Below are 24,602 nucleotides of genomic sequence, written 5' to 3'. Positions count from 1 at the left end.
ATTCCTTATTCTTATGACATCCACGTTCAGCTTAATAGCGAACTTTCCCGCGCATTGATTTCACCGAAGATTTTTGCGCTTTTGAGGTCAATCGCCGCTCCTTCGACGCCCGGGTTGGGCGCGTAGGGCGACGACTCTTCTGTTCGGTTGTTAACGTTTGAAAAAGCGCAACCAGGCGAGCAATTGCCGCTTCGCGGTTCATCTCCTGGCTACGATACTCCTGCGCCTTAATGATAATCACACCGTCAGCAGAAATTAAGTGGTGGCTGGCGGCAAGCAGGCGCTCTTTATAATACTCTGGCAGGCTGGAAGCTCGGATGTCAAAACGCAAATGAATCGCCGTGGAGGTCTTATTCACATGCTGACCGCCCGCGCCCTGCGCCCGGATGGCCGTGAGGGTCAACTCATCATCCGAAATACTGACCTGCCCGGAAAGCGTAATCATGCAGGCGTCTGCCACGCGGTAAAATGAATTTCCAGATTATTCTGAGCGTCTGATAACCAGATAGCGCCTTCCTGAAGTGTAGCTTGTAACGTCATCGTGCGCTCGGCGAAGGCGCTGAGTTTGGCCAACTGCTCATCATCCAGATACCAGATACTTAGATTCTTAAAGCCCGCCAGCTTGCTTTGGTTCTGCTGCCACCAGATTTCCGCTGAACGGCTATTGTAGGTAAACAGCGCCACATCCTGCGCCTGGCTACAGGCTTTCTTGATGCGACGTTCGTCCGGCAGACCCAGCTCAATCCACAAATCGATGCCCAGATGATCGTTGCGCAGCCAGACTTCCGGCTCATCTTCAGACGACAGGCCACGGGTAAACTGCAGACGCTCATCTGCATACTTAATCCACGCCAACAGGCGCAGCATCATGCGCTCCTGGGTTTCGGAAGGGTGGCGAGCCAGCGTTAAAGACGCGTCCAGAAACTGGTTACGGTCGATATCCGCCACATTGACCACCGCTTTATAAATCGTTGCTTTCAGCGCCATGGGAAACTCCTGCGAAAAATGGCAGCCATTGTAGCGAAATCAAGGGCAAAAGGCTGTCCCCAATTGCATTAGCCGACGCTCATCTCGCTGATAATGCTTAAATGAGTATGATATAGTCACCTTGCTAAACAGAGATTATCTTCATAGGCTTAATTGAAGCGCTGACAGGAGGGCATGTGGACAATTATTGTGATTTAATTCGTCAACGCTATGCGGAAATTGCCAGCGGTGACTTAGGGTATATCCCGGATGCGCTGGGCTGTGTGCTTAAAGTTTTGAACGACGTTGCGGCAGATGACGCCCTTAGCGCGTCAGTCAGGGATAAAGCTGCTTATGCAGCGGCAAACTTACTGGTGAGCGATTATGTCGATGAATGATACTTATCAACCCATCAATTGCGATGACTATGACAATCTCGAGCTTGCCTGCCAGCACCACCTTGTTCTGGCACTGGAACTGAAAGATGGTGAAGTGCTGCAAGCTAAAGCACGCGACCTGCTCTCTCGAAAGAACGTCGAGTATCTGGTCGTCGATAGCGCGGGCGAACTCCGCGAACTGCGGCTTGACCGTATAACCAGCTTTAGCCACCCGCAAATCGGCACCGTGGTGGTCAGCGAATCATAATTGAACAACGGGTGGCTTAGCCGCCCGTTTTTTCCCATCGCAGCGCCACGCCGTTCCCGTCTTCACAAACTCCATCATGCGTGACGAAGTACCCCGCAGCGGCGATTAATGTTTCCCCATAAAATAGCAATGGCGTGGTGTCGCGCAGCCAGGGCGGTACGCCGTGTTCCTGCCAGATCTTCTTTAGCTTGCGCCCACCGTTGCGACCAACGATATGCAGTTTCCCCGTAGCGTTAAAACGCACCGTGACCGCTTCATCCTGGTGCGGAGCGCGGATATCGCCCCCCGCCACCAGCGATAATTCACCGAGGCTATCGGGTAGAGAAAGAGAGGCTGTGGTATCAGGCCAGGCCAATACCGTATCCGTTTGCCCGGGTAGCGCTTTTACGCACCACAACTGCTGCTGAAAGCGCCGCACCTCAAAGCCACCGGAATGCACGCACGGCGTTGCATCTTCCCGCGCTAGCGCCACTTCATGCCAAATTCGCGTCAGCATTTCACGCGACGGCATTGGCGCATGATGTAACGACAGCCAGCGTCTCAGGATAGCGGCACGCTTCGGTGCGCTCATCGTTACCATCGGTGCAATGGCCAGCGCCCCTTCGTCTGACTGCAACCGCGAAAGTTCATCTGCCAGCAGCTCATCCAGTAACTGCTCCTGCTCACCGCACAGCGCCGCACTACGCGCCACGGCATGAGCAAAATGCGGCCAGCGAGCATTGAGCTGGGGCAAAACGCGTAAGCGCAGGAAGTTACGGTCGTAGGTGTCGTCCTGATTGCTCTCATCCTCAATCCACGTCAACGCATATTTTTGCGCCCAGCTAAGCAGCGACTCGCGCGAGTCATGCAGCAAAGGACGTATCAGCCGCGTATGGGCAAACGGCGCATCGAACGGCATCGCCGATAATCCCGCCGGGCCGCTGCCGCGCTTGAGGGCCAGTAGCAAGGTTTCACTTTGATCGTCTTGATGCTGGGCAGTCAGCAATACTTCCCCGGCCTGCAACGTCTCGCGGAAAGCCTGATAACGCGCCTGCCGGGCTTCAGCTTCAAGCCCCGCCCCACTTTGCGCAAGCTGGACTCTTTCAACCACCAGCGGCACCTGCCATTTTTCACATACCTGCTGGCAATGTGTTACCCAGCTATCGGCATTGGCGCTGATACCGTGGTGGATATGAATTGCCCGTAGCACAACGGAAGGGTCCTGTTGCCGCCAGCAGACCAGTTGATGCAGGAGCACCGTGGAATCCAGGCCGCCGCTAAATGCCACCAGAAACTGACGGTGCGGGGAGAGTCGTTGCACAAGTGAAGGTTGAGTCATCGTCGCATCATAAAAGAGGTATTGCCCGGCAAGTTACCCGCCCGGGCTGAAACTGACAAGCCTTACTGCTGATAAAGCTCCAGCGGCAGGCCATCAGGATCGTTGAAGAAAGTAAAACGCTTATCGGTATACGGATCAACGCGAATCTCTTCACAGGCTACACCGTGGTTTTTCAGGTGCGCAACGGCGGCGTCGATGTCGTCAACGCTGAACGCCAGATGTCGCAGACCGCAGGCCTCGGGGCGGCTCGGGCGCGCGGGAGGAAAAGGGAACGAGAACAGCTCAATCACATACTGACCGTTTAACGCCAGATCACCCTTCCATGAATCACGGGCTTCCCGGTACACCTCACTTTGCAACGTAAACCCGAGGATGTCGCAGTAAAAGGCCTTACTGACGGCGTAATCGGTCGCGATAATAGCGATATGATGAATCTGTTTTAATCCCAGCATGAATGTTCTCCGTTAACCTTGTACCAGCACGTTAACCGCGCAGACCGCTATCACGCAACTCCTTCCGGGGTTTTTAGGACTCGCACGCGATAGACGCCGTTTTCATCGCGTTTCGCACCGTGAATGTCAGTTTCAAAACCCGGATAATGTCGCCCGATGGAGCAGAGCATCAGCAGAAAATCGAGCACTGAGCGGCTCTCTGCGGTGATCATTTCCCCCGGCATCAACAGCGGCACGCCGGGCGGATAAGGCAGGATCATATTTGCCGAAATGCGTCCGACGAGATCTTCCAGCGCGATGGTTTCCACCTCGCCTTTGATCTGCTTTTGCCAGGCACGGTGCGGCGTGAGTTTCATTTCCGGCAAGACGTCGAATGCCCGCAGCATCAGGCTGGGCAGATCGTGTTGACGGATCAACCGGTGGATCCCTTGCGCCAGCTCCTGGATACGCATATTGCGATAAAAATCAGGATCTTCCGCATAGAGATCCGGCAACATATTCTTCACCCGCAGATTGAGATCATAAGCGCGTTTAAATTCAGTTAACCCGCGCAGCAGCCCCATCGCCCGCGTTTTATCAATGCCAATGCTAAACAGGAACAACAGGTTGTACGGGCCGGTCTTCTCGACAACCACGCCGTGCTCGTCGAGGTATTTCGCCACCAGCGCCGCCGGGATCCCCTCCTCGCTCATGTTGCCTTGTTCATCCATCCCCGGGGTCAGAATCGTAACTTTTACCGGGTCGAGGAACATATGCTCGGCGTCGGCATCCGTAAAACCATGCCAGTCTTCACCCGGCGATACCGGCCAGCACTCCGCCTCATCAATTTCCTCCGGCTGCCAGATATCGAAGAACCAGCTATCGGACTCCTCCCGCAAACGCTGCACTTCTTTGCGAAAATGCAGCGCGCGCTCCACCGACCGGTTGATCAACCGCTTTCCTGCATTGCCACGCAGCATTGCCGCCGCCGTCTCTATTGAGGCGACAATCGGGTAACTTGGCGAGGTTGAAGTGTGCATCATAAAGGCTTCGTTAAAGGTGTCTTCGTCGTAATCACCTTTAATATGGATAAGCGACGCCTGTGATAACGCGGCCAGCATCTTATGCGTGGACTGCGTTTCATAGATAACCTTCCCCGCCACGCGCTCCCCGCTCATTCCACTTTTCCCCTGATAGATTGGGTGGAAATGGGTGTACGGCACCCAGGCAGAGTCGAAGTGAATCGATGGCACATCAAGGGTTTGCTTTATCCAGTTGGTGTTGTACAGCAGGCCATCGTAGGTGGAGTTGGTGATCACCGCATGTACCGGCCACTGCGCGTTCTCGGTGCTATCAACCTTTTGCTGTAGGCTTTCGCGGGTAAATTCTCGCTTCGGTATACCGCCCAAAATGCCCAGCGCATTGCGCGTTGGCTTAAGCCACAGCGGCACCACGTCGCTCATCATCAGCAAATGCGCCAGTGATTTATGGCAGTTACGGTCAATCAGCAGCGTACTGCCGCTCGGCGCGGCATACATGCCAACAATTTTATTTGAGGTCGACGTGCCATTGGTGACCATATAGCTCTGCTCTGCGCCAAAGGTGCGAGCAATATATTCCTCGGCCTCAAGATGCGGCCCGGTATGATCAAGCAGCGAACCCAGTTCTGTTACCGAGATAGAGACATCGGCTTTAAGCGTATTGGCACCAAAGAAATCGTAAAACAGACAGCCTACCGGGCTTTTCTGATAAGCCGTGCCCGCCATATGGCCGGGCGTACAGAAGGTGTATTTGCCTTCGTTGACGTAGGTAAACAGCGCTTTGGTAAAAGGAGGGGTGATGTTATCGAGGTACTCGTCATTATACTGACGGATGCGCGCCGCAATATCTTCGGCCTGGCCCAGCGCATATTCAAAGAACCACAGCGCCATACGCATGTCATTGGCGCTCACATCCATCGTCGAGTGAGCATTAATAAAGGCGTAAAGCGGCAGGAATTCGTTAAGCTGGTTTATTTCGCCGCAGAGATCGACACTGTATTCATCCCAATCAAAAATAACGCCGCTAATGCGCGGGTTGTGCTCAATTAATTTCAGCAGGTCAGCGCTATTTTGTGGCCAGATGATTTTAAAACCCTGCGCTAACAGCGCGGTCTCAAGCTCTTTTATCGGCTCATCTTTATAGTAAACGCCGTGTGGCCCCATAATGGCGATAATATTCATGCTTCCCTCCTGGATAATCCTGATGAAAGCATAATAGCAATCATGCCAGTGCATCGCACTGGCATGATTCTGGATCTTACATCGCCTTCCAGGCATCTCCCCAGGCAATACCGGCACCTGGTTCATAGTAGGTTGGCGCATCGTTGCACCACGCACCTTCCGGTAACGGCTTACACTGGTATAGCGCACCGTGGTTATTCACGATATCACCCGCATTCCAGGTCTGGCTTGCGCTCCAGGATGGATAGCTGACTGTACCGCCTTCGTCTCCACCTTTGGCTTCATCCGTTGCCGCCGCTTTAGCCTTCACATTCAAGGTATAGGTGGTGATACTGGATAATGAGCCATCGCTAACCGTCAGGCTTACGACATACTGCGCATCTTTATCGCTTTCAGGTGCGGCGAAGGTGATGACAGATTTATCCTGACCGCTCAGCGTTTGCCCATCCTGCGACATCCAGGTGTAGGTCAGTTTATCGCCATTGGCATCGGTAGAACCTGCGGCACTCAGGGAAACCTGACTTCCCGCTTCAACTGCACCGACCGGGCCGGCAATCTGCGCCACAGGCGCCACGTTCACGGCTGGGGCTGGCGTAGTATCTTCGGTCGTGTCCGCCGGCGTCTCCGCAGTACCATTATCATCAACCACCGTCACGTTGAAGTGTTTCTGAACACACTTCGCATAATCGCCCTCTTTGAACGCGCTATAAGGCGTCTGGTAGCCGACTAACTGACAGGCGTTGGTTTTACCGTCAGCGGTCTCAGCGCTCCATCCCCAGTCCATTTCCCAGTAGATTGGCAGAGCGCCCGCGCCGCCTTCATCAAACTGCTTCATGTTCTTACAACCGAGAACTTCATCATCAGCAATTGGGACTTTCAGATAGTTAGCAAACTCTTTGTAGTAAGCGATACGGTTGAGCGACTGCGCGTTTTCATCAGCGCCACCGCACTCCACGCCGCCGTTGATAATCTGGATAGTGACGCCAAAACCGTCGACCAGACCATTGGCTTTATCGTGATCGTTTGGCTGCCAGGTGCCATCAATAACGTGCAGCATAGATGGCTTCGGCGGCTGCGGATAAACAAAGAAGAAGACGGCGCTGGCCAGGTTCATCCAGGTATCCGCCACCAGCTCCGGTTTATCCAGCAGTGGACGAACGTCACCGTCATACATGGCATCAGAGAATGGGCCATAGTTGTAGTTATAGGAGAGCTGTTTTGCCCCACGGCCAAAGTAGCTCAGATAGTCACCGTCTTTATCTTTACCGCAAGGCCAGGTCTGCCCCTGCCAGATGTCCGGGTTACATTCGCCGTTATAGCCGCCCTTCTGCCCTTCAACCCAACCCACTTCGCGCAGATAGACCAGCGCCTGACGCCATTCTGGAATATCACGCCAGCTCTCATGTCCGCCGGTTTCCTGGGCAAAGTGCGCAAACATGGTTGCCAGAGATTTACGGCAAATGGCATCGCTATCACGACCATCGGTATAGGTGCCGCAAACGGCCGGGAATTTGCCAATCGCTTTCAGGAAATTGGAATAGGTGTATTCCGGTGCGCGCATTGGGAACAGGTATTCCCAATCCTGCTCGCTTAACACGCTTTCAACGCGTTTGACGTTTGCCGGGTTAGCCGCGCGCCCCGCTTCAATCTTCTCAACTTCGCTGTTAGGCAGCGTTTGAATGGAAGACTTAACCGAATTCATGAGTGGGAAATCGGTCAGCGCTTTTTCTTTTGCCGCGAGATCGCTCGCCTTGATGGTGGTCGGCTCGGTTGCACCCAGCAGCGGTGCCGCATGAGCAGCCCCAAGACTTAACATGATCCCTGCGGCCACGGCGCTTAATGAAATAATTTTAGATGATGCCATAGTTATTCTCCTTATCTCCTTGTTGGCTGCCTGTACTGGCTTAATGCCCGGCAGTGGTTGCAGGTTGCTGGAGAACAACATCATTGGCTAATCACTTTCCCTCATTCGTGTCTCACCAAATATCACATAAAAAAGGGCCGGAAAATCCGGCCCTTAGCATTAAAATGATGTGATAAATCAGGCGTAGCCGTAGCTCATCAGGCGCTGATAACGGCGGTTGAGCAGGTCTTCTTTGCTCAACACATCGAGATCGGCCAGGTCGGCCAGAATCTGCGCTTTCAGCGATGCCGCGATAGCTTCCGGGTTACGGTGCGCACCACCCAGCGGTTCTGGAATGATGGAATCGATTAGCTTCAGTTCTTTCAAACGTGGAGCGATGATACCCATAGCTTCAGCCGCCAACGGCGCTTTGTCCGCGCTTTTCCAAAGAATGGACGCACAGCCTTCTGGAGAGATAACGGAATAGGTGCTGTATTGCAGCATATTCACTTTATCGCCCACGCCAATCGCCAGCGCGCCGCCGGAACCACCTTCACCGATAACGGTGCAGATAACCGGAACGCTCAGACGTGACATTTCACGCAGGTTACGGGCGATAGCTTCAGACTGACCGCGTTCTTCCGCACCGACGCCAGGGTATGCGCCCGGGGTGTCGATGAAGGTCACGATAGGCATGTTGAAGCGCTCGGCCATTTCCATCAGACGCAGGGCTTTACGGTAACCTTCCGGTGCCGGCATGCCGAAGTTGCGACGGATTTTCTCTTTGGTTTCACGACCTTTCTGGTGACCAATAATCATCACCGGACGACCATCCAGACGTGCGATACCACCGACGATAGCTTTATCGTCAGCATAAGCGCGATCGCCCGCCAGTTCGTCAAATTCATCAAACGCCAGACGGACATAATCCAGGGTGTACGGGCGCTGTGGATGGCGTGCCAGCTGGGCTACCTGCCATGCGCCGAGATCGGCAAAGATTTTACGCGTCAGTTCTACGCTTTTTTCGCGCAGACGATGCACTTCTTCGTCGATATTAATATCCAGTTTCTCATCCTGACGGCTAACCGCAGTCAAAGAATCGATTTTTGCTTCCAGCTCTGCAATCGGCTGTTCAAAATCAAGGAAATTCAGACTCATAGTATTCCTGTATTAGTCAAACTCCAGTTCCACCTGCTCCGAACCGATGAGGCCACGCAAATCGTTGAGTAAACGATCGCTCGGAGAGACACGCCAGGTTGCACCGAAACGCAACCGCGCACGTGCATCCGCCCTCTGATAGTAGAGATGTACTGGAATGGTTCCCGAACGATGGGGTTCCAGAGACTGACGGAGTCGGTTTAAAAGCTGGTCATCAATTTGCCTGTCCGTCAGCGAGATAGCAAGCCCGCGAGCGTATTTTTCCCGGGCTTCGTCAATGTCCATCACTTCGCGGGCCATCATTTTCAGGCCGCCGCTGAAGTCATCAAAGCTGACTTGTCCGCTGACGATAAGTATGCGGTCGTTTTCCAGCAGATGCTGGTATTTTTCCAGGGCTTCGGTGAATAGCATCACCTCTAGCCGTCCGGATCGATCATCCAACGTACAGATGCCGATACGATTGCCTCGCTTGGTGACCATAACCCTTGAGGCAATCACGAGCCCCGCAGCCGTGGTCACTTTACCACGTTCTGTCGGATGCATGTCTTTTAGGCGATAGCCTCCGACATAGCGCTCAATTTCTTTCAGGTACTGGTTAATCGGGTGACCCGTTAAGTATAACCCTAACGTTTCCCGCTCACCTTCCAGTACCGTGTGTTCAGGCCAGGGCATACAGTTAGCATAAGACTGCTCTATCTGCTCTGGTTCTTCGGCTAACACGCCGAACATATCCGCCTGGCCGATGGCTTCCGCTTTCGCATGCTGGTCGGCGGCTTTTAACGCATCGCCCAGTGAATTCATCAGCGCCGCACGGTGCGGCCCAAGCCTGTCGAAGGCGCCAGACATAATCAGCTTTTCGAGCACCCGGCGGTTAAGCTTTTTGGTGTCGGTACGCGCGCAAAGGTCAAACAACTCGCGGAAGTAGCCGCCGTTATTACGCGCTTCAATGATGGCTTCAATCGGGCCTTCACCGACGCCTTTAATCGCGCCGATACCATACACGATTTCCCCGTCCTGATTCACGTGGAAATGATATAAACCGGAATTGATATCTGGCGGCAATATTTTCAGCCCCATCCGCCAGCACTCATCGACTAGCCCCACCACCTTCTCGGTGTTGTCCATATCAGCGGTCATTACCGCCGCCATAAACTCAGCCGGATAGTGCGCTTTCAGCCACAGCGTCTGGTAAGACACCAGCGCGTAGGCTGCGGAGTGAGATTTGTTAAACCCGTAACCGGCGAATTTTTCCACCAGGTCAAAGATTTTCATCGCCAGCTCGCCGTCTACACCGCGGCTCTTAGCACCTTCTTCAAAGGTTCCGCGCTGCTTGGCCATCTCTTCGGGCTTTTTCTTACCCATCGCACGACGCAACATATCCGCGCCGCCAAGAGTATAACCAGAAAGCTCCTGGGCAATCTGCATAACCTGTTCCTGGTACAGGATAATGCCATAGGTTGGCTCCAGCACCGGCTTCAAACACTCATGCTGCCACTGGACATCCGGGTAAGAGATCTCTTCACGCCCGTGCTTACGGTCGATAAAGTTATCTACCATCCCCGACTGTAGCGGGCCCGGGCGGAACAGCGCCACCAGGGCTATCATATCTTCGAAGCAGTCAGGCTGCAGACGTTTAATCAGATCTTTCATGCCGCGCGATTCAAGCTGGAAGACCGCGGTGGTTTCCGAGCGTTGCAGCATGTCGAAGCTTTTCTTATCGTCCAGCGGGATAGCGGCGATATCAAGCGGTGGCTCGCCGTTGCGCTCACGACGGGCGTTTATCATCTCGAGCGCCCAGTTAATGATGGTGAGCGTTCGCAGACCGAGGAAGTCGAACTTCACCAGCCCCGCGTATTCCACGTCGTTTTTATCAAACTGAGTGACCGGGTGCAGCCCCTGTTCATCACAGTACAGCGGCGCGAAATCGGTGATTTTGGTCGGTGCGATAACCACGCCACCGGCGTGTTTACCGGCGTTTCGGGTAACGCCTTCCAGCTTACGCGCCATATCGATCAGCGCGCGAACCTCTTCATCCGCCTCGTAAATTTCCGGCAGCTGCGGTTCGGCTTCAAAGGCTTTCGCCAGCGTCATGCCCGGGTCGGGCGGCACCAGTTTGGAGATTCTATCGACAAACCCGTACGGATGTCCCAGTACACGGCCCACGTCACGGATAACCGCTTTCGCCGCCATGGTACCGAAGGTAATAATCTGTGATACCGCATCGCGACCGTACATTTCTGCTACGTGATCGATAACCTGATCGCGTTTCTCCATACAGAAGTCAACGTCAAAGTCGGGCATCGAAACACGTTCCGGGTTCAGGAAGCGTTCGAACAGCAGGTCGAATTCCAGCGGATCGAGGTCGGTAATTTTCAGCGCATAGGCGACAAGCGAGCCCGCACCGGAACCACGTCCCGGCCCTACCGGCACGCCGTTATCCTTCGACCACTGGATAAATTCCATCACGATCAGGAAGTACCCCGGGAACCCCATCTGGTTGATAACTTTAAGTTCAGTCTCCAGACGCTCGTCGTATGGCGGACGCTTCTCGGCGCGTACTGCCGGGTCGGGGAACAGGAATTCCAGGCGTTCCTCCAGACCTTCGCGCGATTTGACCACGAGGAAATCCTCGGTAGTCATATCACCGGTCGGGAACTGCGGCAGGAAGTATTCGCCTAAGCGCACCGTGACGTTACAACGCTTGGCAATCTCAACGCTGTTTTCCAGCGCTTCCGGGATGTCGGAGAACAGCTCGCACATCTCGTCTTCGCTACGCATGTATTGTTGCGAGGAGTAGTTGCGCGGGCGTTTAGGATCGTCGAGGGTGAAACCATCATGGATGGCGACGCGAATTTCATGGGCGTCGAAATCACCCGGTTCAAGGAAGCGGACATCGTTAGTCGCCACCACCGGCAGGCCACGCGCTTGCGCAAGCCGTACCGCCGCATGCAGGTAATTCTCTTCGTCCTGGCGACCGGTTCGAATAAGCTCAAGGAAGTAGGCGTTTGGGAAGTGCTCTTCGTAAAACTCAGCGCATTGTTCAACCAGCGCCATGTTGCCACGAATTAATGCGCGGCCCACGTCGCCCATCCGCGCGCCGGAGAGCAAAATCAGCCCTTCTTTTAATTCAATCAACCAGTCACGGTCGATGATTGGCCCCGCAGCGCCGTAACCGCGCTGGTAGGCTTTCGAGATGAGCAACGTCAGATTCTGATAGCCAACGTTGTTCGCCGCCAGCACCGTTAACTGGGTGAGTTCATCACCGAACAGTTCGCTCTGGACGTGAAAGTCGGCACCAACAATCGGTTTAATCCCGGCACCATGCCCCGCTCCGTAGAACTTCACCAGGCCGCAGAGGTTGGTAAAATCGGTGATCGCCAGCGCAGGCATGCCTAACGCGGCCGCCTTTTTTACCAGCGGCCCGGTTTTCGCCAGCCCATCGATCATGGAGTAGTCGCTGTGCACCCGCAGGTGCACGAAACGTGGTTCAGCCATTTTTAAATTCCGGTTTACTTATCTCGGTACGAATATCAGGACATCAGTCCCAGTACGCGTTTGACGGGAGCAAAACTGCGTCGATGATGCTCGGTAGCGCCATATTGCGCCAGCGCGTCAAGATGGAAAGCGGTCGGGTAGCCTTTATGTTTGGCAAAGCCATATTGCGGAAGCACGCTGTCTAGCTCAGCCATTTCGGCATCACGCGTGACTTTAGCGAGAATCGACGCGGCGCTGATTTCGGCGACACGGCTATCTCCCTTAACGACCGCCATTGACGGCATGGGCAACGCCGGGCAGCGGTTGCCGTCGATAAGCACATATTCCGGCGCAATCGACAGTCCCGCGACGGCGCGCTGCATCGCCAGCATGGTGGCGTGCAAAATATTCAGTTCATCGATTTCATGCGGCTCTGCGCGACCAAGGCTCCAGCATAACGCTTTGTCCTTGATTTCGTCGAACAGCGCCAGGCGGCGTTTTTCACTCAACTTTTTTGAGTCATTCAGCCCGATAATCGGGCGCGCCGGATCGAGAATCACCGCCGCCGTGACGACGGCACCCACCAGAGGGCCACGTCCAACTTCATCGACACCGGCGACTAAATGGGTATGGGGATAAACAAATTCAATCATTGTGCTAGCTCCAGCACCGCGTCAGCAGCCTGTTCATCGGCGTTGCAGCGAATTTGCAGGTGCAGCTCGCGGAACGTGTCATGCATCGCATGGCTGGTTTTACCGTTCGCCAACAGCGGCTGTAGCGCCTCGGCAAGCAGCTGTGGCTGACACTCGTCCTGCAACAGCTCTTTGACCAGTTCGCGACCGGCCAGCAGATTCGGCAGAGAAACGTAGTCGGTCTTGACCAGACGTTTTGCCAACCAGAAGGTAAAAGGCTTCATGCGATAGCCGACAACCATTGGGCATTTCGCCAGCATGCATTCCAGCGCCGCCGTACCGGAGGCAAGCAGCGCCGCATCGCTTGCGATCATCGCTTCACGCGCCATGCCGTCCAGCATATGCACCGGCAGTTCAGGTGCCACTTCGGCTTTGATACGTTCAAACTGTTCGCGACGTTTTGCATTCACCAGCGGAACCACGACTTCGAGGTCAGGATATTGCTGGCGTAACAGCTGCGCGGTTTTTAAAAAGTCAGCGCTGAGCATTTCCACTTCGGCACCACGGCTGCCGGGCAGCATCGCCAGGCAGTGGACATCGTGGGCAATACCCAGCGTATCTCTCGCCGCATTTTTATCTGGGTCCAACGGCATGGCATCCGCCATGGTATGACCGATAAAACGGCAAGGGACGTTAAATTTGTCGTAAAACGCTTTTTCAAAAGGCATAAAAGCCAGCACCATATTGGTGGATCTGCCAATTTTGAAGACGCGTTTCTGACGCCAGGCCCAGACGGACGGGCTGACATAATGGATGGTTTTGATCCCCTGCGCCTTAAGGTTACCCTCAAGCGTGATATTGAAATCGGGGGCATCAATGCCGACAAAGACGTCGGGCTTGAGATCGGTGAAACGTCGGGTCAGGTCGGCGCGAATATGCAGTAAACGACGCAGTCGTCCCAGCACTTCAACAATCCCCATCACCGCCAGTTCTTCCATTTCGTACCAGGCTTCGCAGCCTTCGGCCTGCATCAGCGGGCCTGCAACGCCGACAAAGCGTGCGTTGGGCACCCGCGCTTTAAGGGCGCGGATAAGGCCTGCACCAAGAATATCGCCGGAGGTTTCTCCGGCGACCAGGGCAATCGTTAAAGGACGCTGCGAAGTCATTAACGAATCAGGCCACGCGTAGAGCGGGCAAAGAAATCGCTAAATGGCTGAACTTCCGGGTGTTGCTTCGCCAGTTCGGCGATTTCCGGTTTTGCTTCGTCCAGTGTTTTGCCGCTGCGGTACAACGCTTTATAAGCATTGCGGATCGCGGTGATAGCCTCACGGCTGAAGCCGCGACGCTTCAGGCCTTCAATGTTGACGCCAAATGGTGTCGCATGGTTGCCCTGAGCAATAACGTACGGCGGAACGTCCTGAGCTACGCCCGAACAGCCGCCTACCATCACGTGTGAACCAATAATACAGAACTGGTGCACAGCGGTCATGCCACCGATGATAACGAAATCATCAAGCGAAACGTGACCCGCGAGGGTAGCGTTATTGGCCAGGATACAGCGGTCACCTACAGTGCAATCATGCGCCACGTGGGCGTTGATCATCAGCAGGTTATCGCTGCCCACCTTCGTCAATCCACCGCCCTGTTCTGTGCCACGGTGAATGGTGACGCTTTCGCGGATGCGGTTGCGATCGCCAATTTCCACGCGGGTCGGTTCGCCAGCATACTTAAGATCCTGGTTAACTTCCCCAATAGAGGCGAACTGATAGATCTCGTTATCACGGCCAATTTTGGTATGACCGTTAACAACAACATGAGACTTCAGTACGGTACCTTCGCCAATTTCGACGTGAGGTCCCACAATACAAAACGGGCCAACGTGGGCGTTAGCACCGATAACGGCACCGTCTTCCACAATGGCGGTTGGATGGATAAAGGCGGTTTTATCAATCATGGATTAGGACTCCCGGCTACGCGCGCACATCATCGTTGCTTCGCAAACCACTTTACCATCAACCAGCGCAACGCCTTTAAAGCGAGTCAGGCCACGGCGGGTTTTCTCGAAGGTAACTTCCATAATCATTTGATCGCCTGGCACGACTGGACGCTTAAAGCGCGCTTCATCGATACCCGCAAAGTAATACAGCTCGCCTGGCTCCAGTTTACCGACGCTTTTAAACGCCAGGATTCCTGTTGCCTGTGCCATCGCTTCCAGAATCAGCACGCCCGGTAAAATCGGCTTACCAGGGAAGTGCCCCTGGAAAAACGGCTCATTTACGGAAACATTTTTCACTGCGCGCAGAAAACGACCTTCTTCAAAATCCAGCACACGGTCTACCAGTAAGAATGGGAAACGGTGCGGCAGAAGTTCTAAAATCTCTTCAATGTGCAGAGTATGAGTGTCAGTAGTCAAAATACTCTTCCTGTCAAAATATACTAAGGGGCAATAATAACACGGCCTGCCGGATTACAAGAATACCGACAGGCCGGAAATGAAATGCTCGAAAATGATGATTAGTCTTGATTATCAAGTTTGCGTTCAACTGCTTTCAAACGCTTGCTCATTTCACCAATATTCATCACGAGTGCAGCAGTTTTACGCCAGGCCTTATTCGGCTGCAGCGGGATACCTGACGAGTAAACGCCCGGTTCGGTAATAGGACGCATCACCATCCCCATACCGGTCACTGTCACTTTGTCGCAAATTTCCATATGACCGTTAATCACGCTGGCACCGCCAATCATGCAGTAACGACCAATTTTCAGGCTACCGGCCATGATAACACCACCAGCAACGGCGGTATTGTCGCCAATCACCACGTTGTGCGCAATCTGGCATTGGTTATCAATGATAACACCGTTACCGATCTGCGTATCGTCGAGTGCGCCACGGTCGATCGTGGTGCATGCACCGATCTCCACGCGGTCGCCAATGATCACGCGGCCAAGCTGAGGGATCTTCACCCAGTTGCCACGATCGTTGGCGTAGCCAAAACCATCAGAACCAATAACGGTGCTGGATTGGATCAGGCAATTCTCACCGATCTCGACTTCGTGGTAAATGGTAACGTTCGCCCACAAGCGTGAACCGGCACCAATTTTTGTTTTCTTACCAACGAAACACCCCGCCCCAATCACAACGTTATCGCCAAGCACAACGTCAGATTCAATCACGGCGTTCGCGCCGATTGAAACGTTGTTACCAAGCGTTGCGGTCGGACTGACCACCGCGCTCGGAGCGATATCCTGCGCCGGTTGTGGCGTGGTATCTAAAATTTGAGCCATACGTGCGTAAGTCAGGTAGGGATTCTTCACTACCAGCGCAGCGCCTTTGGCAAAAGGCAGTAAGTCTTGCGTCAGAACAATCGCCGACGCTTCGCAAGCGGACAGATGATCACGATACTTGGGATTGACCAGGAACGTGATATGACCCGCCTTAGCGGATTGCATGGACGCGACAGCGGTGATGACGAGATCGCCATCACCGTGTAATTCCGCATCCAACTGCTGAGCTAAATCAGCCAGTCGAATTGAAGGCATTACTTATTTAACCTGTTTCAGTACATCAGCGGTGATATCTTTTACATCGCTGCTGTTGAATGCAACGGCGTTAGCGTCAACCACCAGGTCAATACTCTGACTTGCAGCAACGGATTTCACAGCAGTCTGGATACGGGTAACCAGTTTGCCACGTTCATCGTTGGTACGACGCTGACGATCCTGTTCAAAAGCCTGTGCTTTCTGAGAGAAAGTCTGACGCTGAGCGGCAATGTCTTTTTCCAGCTTGGTACGATCGCTACCCGCTTTCATAGACTGCAGACGCTGCATTTTAGACTGCAGGTCGCCTTCCATACGCTGGAGTTCGCTAGCACGGCCTTTGAATTCGTTTTCCAGGGTGTTGGAAACGCCGGTTTTCTGTGCAACTTGCTGGAACAGGCTGCCCATATTAACAATTGCAATTTTATCTGCTGCCTGAGCAGATGCGGCCATTGCTAAACCCAGACCCGCTGCGACTAACCACTTTTTCACAATAATACTCCTTACCATCCCATATGTACCCGAAGGTACTGTTCTTTTGGTGGCCCGGAGGCCACCTGACGCTATGCCTAATGTCAGCAAAACTGCACTGAACACGCATTCCTTTGCAATGAGCAATTACCAGGTTTTACCAATGTTAAACTGGAACTGCTCGGATTTATCTCCAGTGTATTTCTTATACGGCTGGGCGTAGGAGAAGACCAACGGCCCCAATGGAGACATCCATTGTAATGCGATACCTGCGGACATACGGATATTGCCTGGATCGCTATAGTCCGGTACGCCCGCATTTTTCATATCTGCCGTGTTCTGCCAGTTGGTATCCCAAACGGTACCCGCATCCCAGAAGAACGACGTACGCACGGAGTTGGCGTATTTATCGCTGATAAACGGCGTCGGAACAATCAGCTCCAGACTGGCGACCGCCATGGCGTTACCGCCGACCGCATCATCAGACTTACAGTAACCACCGGACTGGTTACAGTTATCCAGACCGGATGCGCCGTAATAAACCGCTTTCGGACCAATGGTGTTGGACTGGAAACCACGTACGGTGCTGGAACCACCGGCATAGAAGTTTTCATAGAACGGCATCTCTTTGCTGCCGATCCCATCACCGTAACCCCACTTGGTACGACCCAGAACCACCCACTGATGATCGTCATCAATTGGGAAGTAGGATGCCGTATCCATGGTCACTTTATAGAACTCGTTATCGGAGCCCGGAATGGTCACTTTACCGTTCAGGTTGACACGCGAACCGTCCGTCGGGAAGTAACCGCGGTCGAGTTTGTTGTATGTCCAACCGTAGTTGAAGGTGAAGTCATTTGCCGAGAAACCGTTGTCGTCGCTGGTTTTACCTGCCGTCTGGCCGATAGAGTCCAGATAACGCCACATCGCCACCTGCGGTTCCATATTGGACAGGTCGTTGTGGACGTAGCCCAGACCCGCGCGCAGGGAGTTATATTCGTTAATCGGGAAGCCTAACGTGCCGTCTACACCATAACTTTTATTGGTATAGGAAGACAGGTCAGCATCGTCTGCTTTAAAGTCATTGTAGAAGACGCGACCGCCAAGGCTAACGCCATCAACCGTAAAGTATGGGTTGGTCACAGAAAGCTCTGTGTAGGTCTGGTAGTCGTTCTTGGTACCGTTGATACCCACAGAGTAACCGGTACCTAACCAGTTATCCTGCTGAACGCCCGCCTGGAAGCTCACGCCGCTTTCCGTACCGTAGCCCACACCGAAGTTGAAGCTACCGGTGTTACGTTCTTTCACCTTGTACACCACGTCAACCTGATCCGGGCTGCCCGGTACGCGCTGAGTGTCGGTGTCGACGGTTTCGAAGTAGCCCAGACGGTTCAGACGATCTTTACCCTGGTCAACTAAATCACCGCCCAGCCACGCGCCTTCCATCTGGCGCATTTCGCGACGCAGAACGGAATCTTTGGAGGTGTCGTTGCCTTCAAAGCGAATGTTACGCACGTAGAAACGGTTACCCGCATCCACGTTGATATGCAGTTTTACGGTTTTATCCGCATCGTTGATTTCAGGCTGAGACTGCACGCGTGGGTACGCATAGCCGTAGCGACCAAGAAGTTTCTTAATGTTATCTTCCATTTTGGTCACTTTGGTGCCGTTATACAGCTCACCCGGTTCAATCTTAGTCAGGCTCTCAATTTCCGCTGAGTGCCCGGCCAGGTTCCCCGTCACCTGCACACCAGACAGTTTGTACTGGTCGCCTTCGGTGATGTTGACGGTGATGTAGATGCCTTTTTTATCCGGCGTCAGGCTCACCTGCGTGGAATCGATGTTGAAACGGGCGTACCCGCGATCCAGGTAGTAGCTGCGCAGGGTTTCAAGGTCACCCGACAGCTTCTGTTTCTGGTATTTACGATCGCCGACCACGTTCCACCACGGCACTTCATCACGCAGCTGGAATGTAGAAATCAGATCTTCCGTGCTGAACGCATGGTTACCCACGATGTTAATCTGCTGGATCTTCGCGGAAACCCCTTCCTGGAAGACCAGTTTCAGGTCAACACGGTTACGTGGCAGCGGCGTTACGACCGCTTTCACGCTCGCACTGTACTTACCGACGCTGTAGTAGAAGTCTTCCAACCCCTTCTCAATGTCAGACAGCGTAGTACGGTCGAGAGATTCACCAACGCGGACGCCAGAGGCTTCGAGGTTTTGCTTAAGCATGTCATCTTTCACCGACTTGTTGCCGGAGAAGGTAATGCTAGCAATTGTTGGGCGTTCTTTGACCTGTACCAGTAACACATCGCCATCTCTCAGAACGCGAACGTCCTCAAAGTTGCCCGTCGCAAACAGGGCACGGATGGTATTACTGATATCGTCGTCATTGACGGTATCGCCAGGACGTACTGGCATACTGAGAAGGGCCGCACCAACAGCGACTCGCTGCAAGCCTTCGAAATGAATGTCCTTCACCACGAACCCTTCAGCACCGTATACGGTCGCGCTGCTAAAAAGCAGCGTCGCTATAAGCAACTTTTTCATCGCCATCGTTATTATGCGTTCTTCCTAACACTCTCTTACAACCGAGAGAAATCATTGAAAAGTGCAAGCCCCATTAACATCATCAGCAATATCGAGCCGATGCGATAACTAAAGTCTTGAACTCGCTCGGATACCGGGCCGCCTTTCAGCTTCTCTATCGCCAAAAACAGCAAATGTCCCCCATCTAAGACGGGAAGCGGGAACAGGTTGATTATGCCAAGATTCACGCTGATGAGTGCAAGAAACATCAGATAGTAAATCAACCCAAACTCCGCAGACATCCCAGCCCCCTGGGCGATAGAAATCGGCCCACTGAGGTTGTTCAGTTTGACGTCACCGGTGATCAATTTTCCCAGCATACTGACCGTCAACTTCATCAACTGCCCGGTCTTCTCCGTGGCTTCGACGACTGCGTTGAACGGCCCATACTGGCGCACTGTTTTGTATTCCTCAGGCAGCGGGATAATTTTTGGCACTACCCCTGCGAACCCTTCCGCTTTTCCGCTACCGTGTTTTGTATCCGGTATCAGAGTCAAAGACAAGAGACTCCCTTGTCTTTCGATCCCCAGCTGTAACGCTTTGCCTGGGTTGTCACGCACCAGCGTAACAAACGTCAGCCATTGTGTCAGCGGTTGACCGTTGACTGTAACGATCCGATCCCCTACTTGTAAACCCGCTTTACGCGCCGCAGAAGCAGATTGGACCTCTGAAAGCACAGGTTCAATTTGCGCGCCGCGAGGTTGAATCCCCAGCGAGGTCACCGGATCTTCTTTATCCGGCTCAAACGCCCAGTGGCGGAGATTGAGGATTTTATCCTGCCGTTGGTTGCTGCCGAAAGGGGCGACCGTCAAGGTGGTGCTTTCGTCACCAATTTTTGCCACCAACGCCATGCGAACTGCATCCCAATCAGGCGTTTCGATACCATCTACCGCTTTTAGTTCCGTGCCTGGTGCAATTTGTGCTTGTGCTGCGATCGAATTGGCGGTTATTTCACCAACAACCGGACGAACACCAGGGACACCGATGATGAACACCAGCCAATAGGCGAAAATGGCAAAAAGGAAGTTAGCGATGGGGCCGGCAGCAATCACGGCAGCACGTTGGCCGACCGTTTTATTATTGAACGCCATATGGCGCATCTCTGGGGCAACGGCGTCAACGCGCTCGTCGAGCATTTTGACATAGCCGCCCAGAGGGATGAGGGCAATAACAAATTCGGTACCGCGTTTATCCACGCGGCGCCAGAGCGCTTTACCAAAACCGATGGAAAAGCGCTCTACACGGATACCACAGCGACGAGCAACCCAGAAATGACCAAATTCATGTACGGTGATCAATACCCCTAGCGCGATAATAAAAGCGGCCAGGTTCCAGAGAATACTCAGCATAAGTCCATCCGTTAAATCGTCCTGAAAACCAGCAGCAACAGACAGGCAAAGACCGGAACGGCCGCCGTCAGGCTGTCAATTCGGTCAAGAATCCCACCGTGACCGGGAATCAAATTGCCGCTGTCTTTAATACCCGCTTCACGTTTGAACATACTCTCAGTGAGATCGCCCAATACCGAAGCTAACGCAGCAACGATGGAACAGGTTAACAGGATGGATGGTGCAACGTCCAGATTTGCCCATACGCCATAGGCCCAGGAGATAACCGCCGCCGTGATAAGACCGCCGATAAAGCCCTGCCAGGTTTTCCCCGGAGAGACCTTCGGAGCCAGCTTATGCTTGCCAAACAATTTGCCAAACATATAGGCGCCTGAGTCGGCCCCCCACACCAGAATCATCACGTAGAGCAGCCACAGCGCGCCGCTGTAGTGGTTTTCGTCATAATGCCAGGAACGGAGCGCCAGCATGCCCCAGAAGAAGGGAACAATCGTGACAATACCGAAAATCAAACGCAGCGTTTTTGAGCGACGCCAGAATGCAGCGGAAGCGGGATAGCTTAAGACAAGCACCAGCGCAACCACCCACCAGATAAGGGAAGCCCACAGCGATCCCTCAACCACAGGTTGATGAATATTGTGGTGATATTCTGGAATCAAAAATAGCATCACCGCCAGCAACAGGCCGCACAATACCGCTAGCCACACGCGCTGAGTGCGCGAGGTGAAACCGCTAAATTGCCCCCATTCCCATGCCGCCAGCATACACACCACCAGCGTAACAATGGCAAAGCCACCGGGCGGCAGCAAGAACAGGGCTGCGATAACAACCGGTATTAAAATCAATGCAGAAATCAGGCGATACTTCAGCAAAAGCTACCCCCATCAGGCTTTGTCGCCACCAGGCTCGGTACCGCCGAAACGTCGCTCTCGATTAGCAAAAGCATACAGCGCACCCTCAAAGTCTTGTTCATCGAAATCGGGCCAAAGCACATCTGTAAAGTAAAGTTCAGCATAGGCAATTTGCCAGATGAGAAAATTACTGATCCGATGTTCTCCCCCGGTCCTAATCACTAAATCAACGGGAGCCAGTTCATGCATGCAGATTTGCTCATTGAGCAACTCTTCACTGATTTGATCGGGGCGGAGTAGCCCTTCCTGAACCTGTTCGGCTAAGCGCTGAACTCCCTGAATAATATCCCATCGGCCGCCGTAGTTGGCAGCAATGTTCAATGTTAACCCCGTATTATTTTCCGTGAGCGCTTGCGCTTTACGGATCCGCTCTTGCAGACGCGAATTAAACCGACGGGTATCGCCAATTATCCGCAACCGAACGTTATGGCGGTGCAGGCTTTTCACTTCGCTGTCCAGAGCCCAAACAAACAGCTCCATTAACGCACTCACCTCTTGTTCCGGGCGATTCCAGTTTTCACTGCTGAATGCGTAGAGCGTCAGTGCCTCAATACCATGATTTGCGGCGTAAGCGACAGCACGACGTACGGATTTCGCCCCGGCTTTATGCCCAAAGGCGCGAATCTTACCTTGCTTCTTCGCCCAGCGACCGTTGCCATCCATGATGATCGCCACATGACGGCAACCGTGGACTGGCGGGTTCTCACTGATTGGTTGATTAGCAGACAACATAACGCGTTATTAATCCATGAAAAGGGATGAGCGGTACCCCGGAATACAGCTATACATTTTATCCTCCGGTAAGCCCGAAGGATTTTACGTATCTTTGTCTCGCAAAAAAGCCGTGCTAAATCACGGCTCTCCCAACCTCACAGCCAAAATGCAGGGCGATTGGGTGGCGCAGACTATATCACTGAAGCCAGATGCTAACAAATGCCGTGATGGTTTGAATGCTGATTCGCCTCTCATTACCGGACGAAATGCTTCGCCTGGGCAGCCGCTTCTTCGCGCGCTCTGACATCAATCGCCAGCACCGCCTCTACGCTCTGCGGCTCGCAAAGGTCGAGGTTTTCGAGCACGGCCAGATTAACCGCCGCAATATCCGTAAAGCGAATGTGACCGTCGAGAAAAGCGGCTACCGCAATCTCGTTTGCCGCATTCAGCGCGGTGGTAGCAGCCTGCCCTTGTTCAAAGGCTTCCATCGCCAGCTTCAGGCAAGGATAACGGGCATAATCCGGCTCACTAAAGCTCAAGGCGCTCATTTTGCAGAAATCCAGCGGTTTAGCACCGGATACCACGCGATGCGGCCAGGCCATGGTGTTGGCAATCGGCGTTCGCATATCGGGTTCACCCAGCTGTGCCAGCACGCTTCCGTCCTGATAACGCACCATTGAGTGAATCACCGACTGAGGATGAATCAGTACTTCCATCTGCTGCGCTGAAGCATTAAACAGCCAGCGGGCTTCGATGTATTCCAGACCTTTATTCATCATGGTGGCCGAGTCGACGGAAATTTTACGTCCCATCGACCAGTTCGGGTGACGACACGCCTGGTCCGGCGTCATTGCATCCAGCTCAGCGATAGGCGTTTCCCGGAACGGGCCACCAGACCCGGTCAGCAGAATGGAAGAGACTCCATGCTGCGCGAGGTCAGCGTACCCTAAGTCGCGCTGAAAACTTTGCGGCAAACTCTGAAAGATAGCGTTATGTTCACTGTCGACCGGCAGAAGCTGGGCGTTATGCTGTTTTACCGCTTCCAGGAACAGTCGCCCGCAGGTGACCAACGACTCTTTATTCGCGAGCAGGATAACTTTGCCCGCGCGGATAGCTGCAAGCGTTGGCAGCAGACCAGCCGCACCCACAATCGCCGCCATAACCTGGTCCACCTCATCCAGCGCGGCGACATCACAAGCCGCCTGCTGACCGCTCAGGACTTCAGTCTTGCTACCGTGTTCGCGCAACGCCAGCATCACAGACTCGGCGCTACGCGCATCATCCATCACCGCATAGCGCGGAGAAAACTCCAGGCACTGTTCGACCATTCGATCGACGTTTTGGCCAGCCACTAGCGCCGTCACCGTAAAACTTTCGGGATTGTGGCGCACTACGTCCAGCGTATTGCAGCCAATCGAGCCTGTAGAGCCCAGAACAGTTAATCGCTTCATGAGAGATCCGCAATAGGTAGATATACTCGCTGGATTTCAAGCACAAGAGCGGCGGCAAGTCAGCGCCCCTTCGGCTTGAAAGACGACGAGCAAAAAGCAAAACGCCGCCAGCGAAGCAATGACGCTTCCTGTACGGCGTTTATCACACAGCTTGCAGATAGCTTAGAACTGCATCAGTTCCGCTTCTTTCTCTGCCAGCGCCGCTTCAACTTTCTTGATAGCAGCATCCGTCATTTTCTGCACGTCTTCTTGTGAACGGCGATCGTCGTCTTCGCTGATCTCTTTATCTTTCAGCAGCGCCTTCACTTTGTCGTTAGCATCGCGACGAACGTTACGCACGGAAACGCGCGCCTGTTCTGCTTCACCGCGAACGATTTTGGTCAGGTCTTTACGACGTTCTTCGGTCAGCGCTGGCAGTGGCACACGAATGTCGGTGCCCGCAGAGCTTGGGTTCAGACCGAGGTCAGATGCCATAATCGCTTTTTCAACGGCCTGACTTAAAGAGCGGTCAAATACGTTGATTTTCAGCGTACGGGAATCTTCTACCGTCACGCTTGCCAGCTGGCGAAGCGGAGTTGGGGTGCCGTAATACTCAACGACAATGCCGTCCAGCAGGCTAGGAGAAGCACGACCTGTGCGAATTTTGCTGATTTGGTTTTTGAATGCTTCTACGCATTTTTCCATGCGTACTTCAGCATCTTTTCTGATGTCGTTAATCACGTTACGAATCCTTGAAAACTAGTCTCAGTCAGACCAGACAATGACACATTGCAAAGAATGCGCTAAGTATAGTCTCGTTTAAATCAGGCCACAGAATATACTCGTCGACTTTCAAGCTGCGGATACGTTTTTCCCGCAGCTGAAAATCCATAGAGTGAATCAATTATGCCA

At 53.5% G+C, this 24,602-nt stretch carries 22 protein-coding genes; 2 read left to right on the top strand and 20 right to left on the bottom strand.

Annotation, left to right across the window (positions count from 1 at the left end; genetic code table 11):
* Nucleotides 1-31 precede the first annotated feature (31 nt).
* A complete protein-coding gene (arfB, locus tag ACIPDS_RS19735) occupies nucleotides 32-445 on the bottom strand; it encodes an alternative ribosome rescue aminoacyl-tRNA hydrolase ArfB (protein WP_400739473.1) in 414 nt (137 codons plus the stop codon).
* Nucleotides 442-987: a YaeQ family protein gene (locus ACIPDS_RS19730; protein WP_166516238.1), complete on the bottom strand. Its 546-nt coding sequence runs from the start codon at nucleotides 985-987 to the stop codon at nucleotides 442-444. The genes arfB and ACIPDS_RS19730 overlap by 4 nt, the downstream gene beginning before the upstream one ends.
* 176 nt (nucleotides 988-1,163) lie before the next feature.
* Here ACIPDS_RS19730 and ACIPDS_RS19725 point away from each other — a divergent pair, with 176 nt between their 5' ends.
* Both ACIPDS_RS19725 and rof read left to right on the top strand, forming a co-directional pair.
* Entirely contained in the window at nucleotides 1,164-1,364 is a 201-nt protein-coding gene (locus tag ACIPDS_RS19725) for a YaeP family protein (protein ID WP_166516239.1), read from the top strand.
* Entirely contained in the window at nucleotides 1,351-1,611 is a 261-nt protein-coding gene (gene rof, locus ACIPDS_RS19720) for a Rho-binding antiterminator (protein WP_166516240.1), read from the top strand. Before ACIPDS_RS19725 ends, rof begins: the two co-directional genes overlap by 14 nt.
* Nucleotides 1,612-1,627: 16 nt before the next feature.
* Here the strand turns inward: rof and tilS are convergent, their stop codons facing one another.
* The 18 genes from tilS to frr form a co-directional block, all read right to left on the bottom strand.
* Entirely contained in the window at nucleotides 1,628-2,929 is a 1,302-nt protein-coding gene (gene tilS / locus ACIPDS_RS19715; protein WP_400739468.1) for a tRNA lysidine(34) synthetase TilS, read from the bottom strand.
* 62 nt (nucleotides 2,930-2,991) lie between these two features.
* Nucleotides 2,992-3,381: a VOC family protein gene (locus tag ACIPDS_RS19710; RefSeq protein WP_166516242.1), complete on the bottom strand. Its 390-nt coding sequence runs from the start codon at nucleotides 3,379-3,381 to the stop codon at nucleotides 2,992-2,994.
* 50 nt (nucleotides 3,382-3,431) lie between these two features.
* Nucleotides 3,432-5,582, bottom strand: coding sequence for a lysine decarboxylase LdcC (locus ACIPDS_RS19705; protein WP_400739464.1), 2,151 nt, complete (start codon nucleotides 5,580-5,582; stop codon nucleotides 3,432-3,434).
* A 76-nt stretch (nucleotides 5,583-5,658) separates the two neighbouring features.
* Nucleotides 5,659-7,446, bottom strand: coding sequence for a glycoside hydrolase family 19 protein (locus tag ACIPDS_RS19700; protein ID WP_400739461.1), 1,788 nt, complete (start codon nucleotides 7,444-7,446; stop codon nucleotides 5,659-5,661).
* Nucleotides 7,447-7,623: 177 nt separating this feature from the next.
* Nucleotides 7,624-8,583 (bottom strand): acetyl-CoA carboxylase carboxyl transferase subunit alpha, encoded by a 960-nt coding sequence (accA, locus tag ACIPDS_RS19695; protein ID WP_166516245.1) that lies wholly within the window; start codon nucleotides 8,581-8,583, stop codon nucleotides 7,624-7,626.
* Nucleotides 8,584-8,595: 12 nt separating this feature from the next.
* Nucleotides 8,596-12,078: a DNA polymerase III subunit alpha gene (dnaE, locus tag ACIPDS_RS19690; protein WP_400739457.1), complete on the bottom strand. Its 3,483-nt coding sequence runs from the start codon at nucleotides 12,076-12,078 to the stop codon at nucleotides 8,596-8,598.
* A gap of 35 nt (nucleotides 12,079-12,113) precedes the next feature.
* On the bottom strand, nucleotides 12,114-12,710 hold the full coding sequence (rnhB, locus tag ACIPDS_RS19685) for a ribonuclease HII (protein ID WP_400739454.1): 597 nt from the start codon (nucleotides 12,708-12,710) through the stop codon (nucleotides 12,114-12,116).
* Nucleotides 12,707-13,855, bottom strand: coding sequence for a lipid-A-disaccharide synthase (gene lpxB, locus ACIPDS_RS19680; protein ID WP_400739451.1), 1,149 nt, complete (start codon nucleotides 13,853-13,855; stop codon nucleotides 12,707-12,709). The genes rnhB and lpxB overlap by 4 nt, the downstream gene beginning before the upstream one ends.
* Nucleotides 13,855-14,643: an acyl-ACP--UDP-N-acetylglucosamine O-acyltransferase gene (gene lpxA / locus ACIPDS_RS19675; protein WP_166516249.1), complete on the bottom strand. Its 789-nt coding sequence runs from the start codon at nucleotides 14,641-14,643 to the stop codon at nucleotides 13,855-13,857. The genes lpxB and lpxA overlap by 1 nt, the downstream gene beginning before the upstream one ends.
* A gap of 3 nt (nucleotides 14,644-14,646) precedes the next feature.
* The gene (fabZ, locus tag ACIPDS_RS19670; protein ID WP_062772193.1) at nucleotides 14,647-15,102 is read right to left on the bottom strand and encodes a 3-hydroxyacyl-ACP dehydratase FabZ; all 456 of its coding nucleotides are present in this window, start codon (nucleotides 15,100-15,102) and stop codon (nucleotides 14,647-14,649) included.
* A 101-nt stretch (nucleotides 15,103-15,203) separates the two neighbouring features.
* Nucleotides 15,204-16,229 (bottom strand): UDP-3-O-(3-hydroxymyristoyl)glucosamine N-acyltransferase, encoded by a 1,026-nt coding sequence (lpxD, locus tag ACIPDS_RS19665; RefSeq protein ID WP_166516250.1) that lies wholly within the window; start codon nucleotides 16,227-16,229, stop codon nucleotides 15,204-15,206.
* Between the two features lie 3 nt (nucleotides 16,230-16,232).
* Nucleotides 16,233-16,718 carry a molecular chaperone Skp gene (gene skp, locus ACIPDS_RS19660; RefSeq protein ID WP_166516251.1) on the bottom strand — a complete coding sequence of 162 codons (486 nt, stop codon included), beginning with the start codon at nucleotides 16,716-16,718 and terminating at the stop codon, nucleotides 16,233-16,235.
* Between the two features lie 126 nt (nucleotides 16,719-16,844).
* The gene (bamA, locus tag ACIPDS_RS19655) at nucleotides 16,845-19,256 is read right to left on the bottom strand and encodes an outer membrane protein assembly factor BamA (protein ID WP_166516252.1); all 2,412 of its coding nucleotides are present in this window, start codon (nucleotides 19,254-19,256) and stop codon (nucleotides 16,845-16,847) included.
* 29 nt (nucleotides 19,257-19,285) lie between these two features.
* Nucleotides 19,286-20,638 (bottom strand): sigma E protease regulator RseP, encoded by a 1,353-nt coding sequence (gene rseP, locus ACIPDS_RS19650; protein WP_166516253.1) that lies wholly within the window; start codon nucleotides 20,636-20,638, stop codon nucleotides 19,286-19,288.
* A gap of 11 nt (nucleotides 20,639-20,649) precedes the next feature.
* Entirely contained in the window at nucleotides 20,650-21,507 is an 858-nt protein-coding gene (gene cdsA, locus ACIPDS_RS19645; protein WP_166516254.1) for a phosphatidate cytidylyltransferase, read from the bottom strand.
* 12 nt (nucleotides 21,508-21,519) lie between these two features.
* Entirely contained in the window at nucleotides 21,520-22,278 is a 759-nt protein-coding gene (ispU, locus tag ACIPDS_RS19640) for a (2E,6E)-farnesyl-diphosphate-specific ditrans,polycis-undecaprenyl-diphosphate synthase (RefSeq protein WP_166516255.1), read from the bottom strand.
* 236 nt (nucleotides 22,279-22,514) lie between these two features.
* Nucleotides 22,515-23,711: a 1-deoxy-D-xylulose-5-phosphate reductoisomerase gene (gene ispC, locus ACIPDS_RS19635; protein WP_400739442.1), complete on the bottom strand. Its 1,197-nt coding sequence runs from the start codon at nucleotides 23,709-23,711 to the stop codon at nucleotides 22,515-22,517.
* 162 nt (nucleotides 23,712-23,873) lie between these two features.
* Nucleotides 23,874-24,431, bottom strand: coding sequence for a ribosome recycling factor (frr, locus tag ACIPDS_RS19630; protein ID WP_062772169.1), 558 nt, complete (start codon nucleotides 24,429-24,431; stop codon nucleotides 23,874-23,876).
* Nucleotides 24,432-24,602: the final 171 nt, after the last annotated feature.

This window comes from Kluyvera sp. NPDC087067, from assembly GCF_044745165.1.
Classification (GTDB): domain Bacteria; phylum Pseudomonadota; class Gammaproteobacteria; order Enterobacterales; family Enterobacteriaceae; genus Kluyvera.
This window is presented reverse-complemented; position numbering and strand designations above follow the sequence as displayed.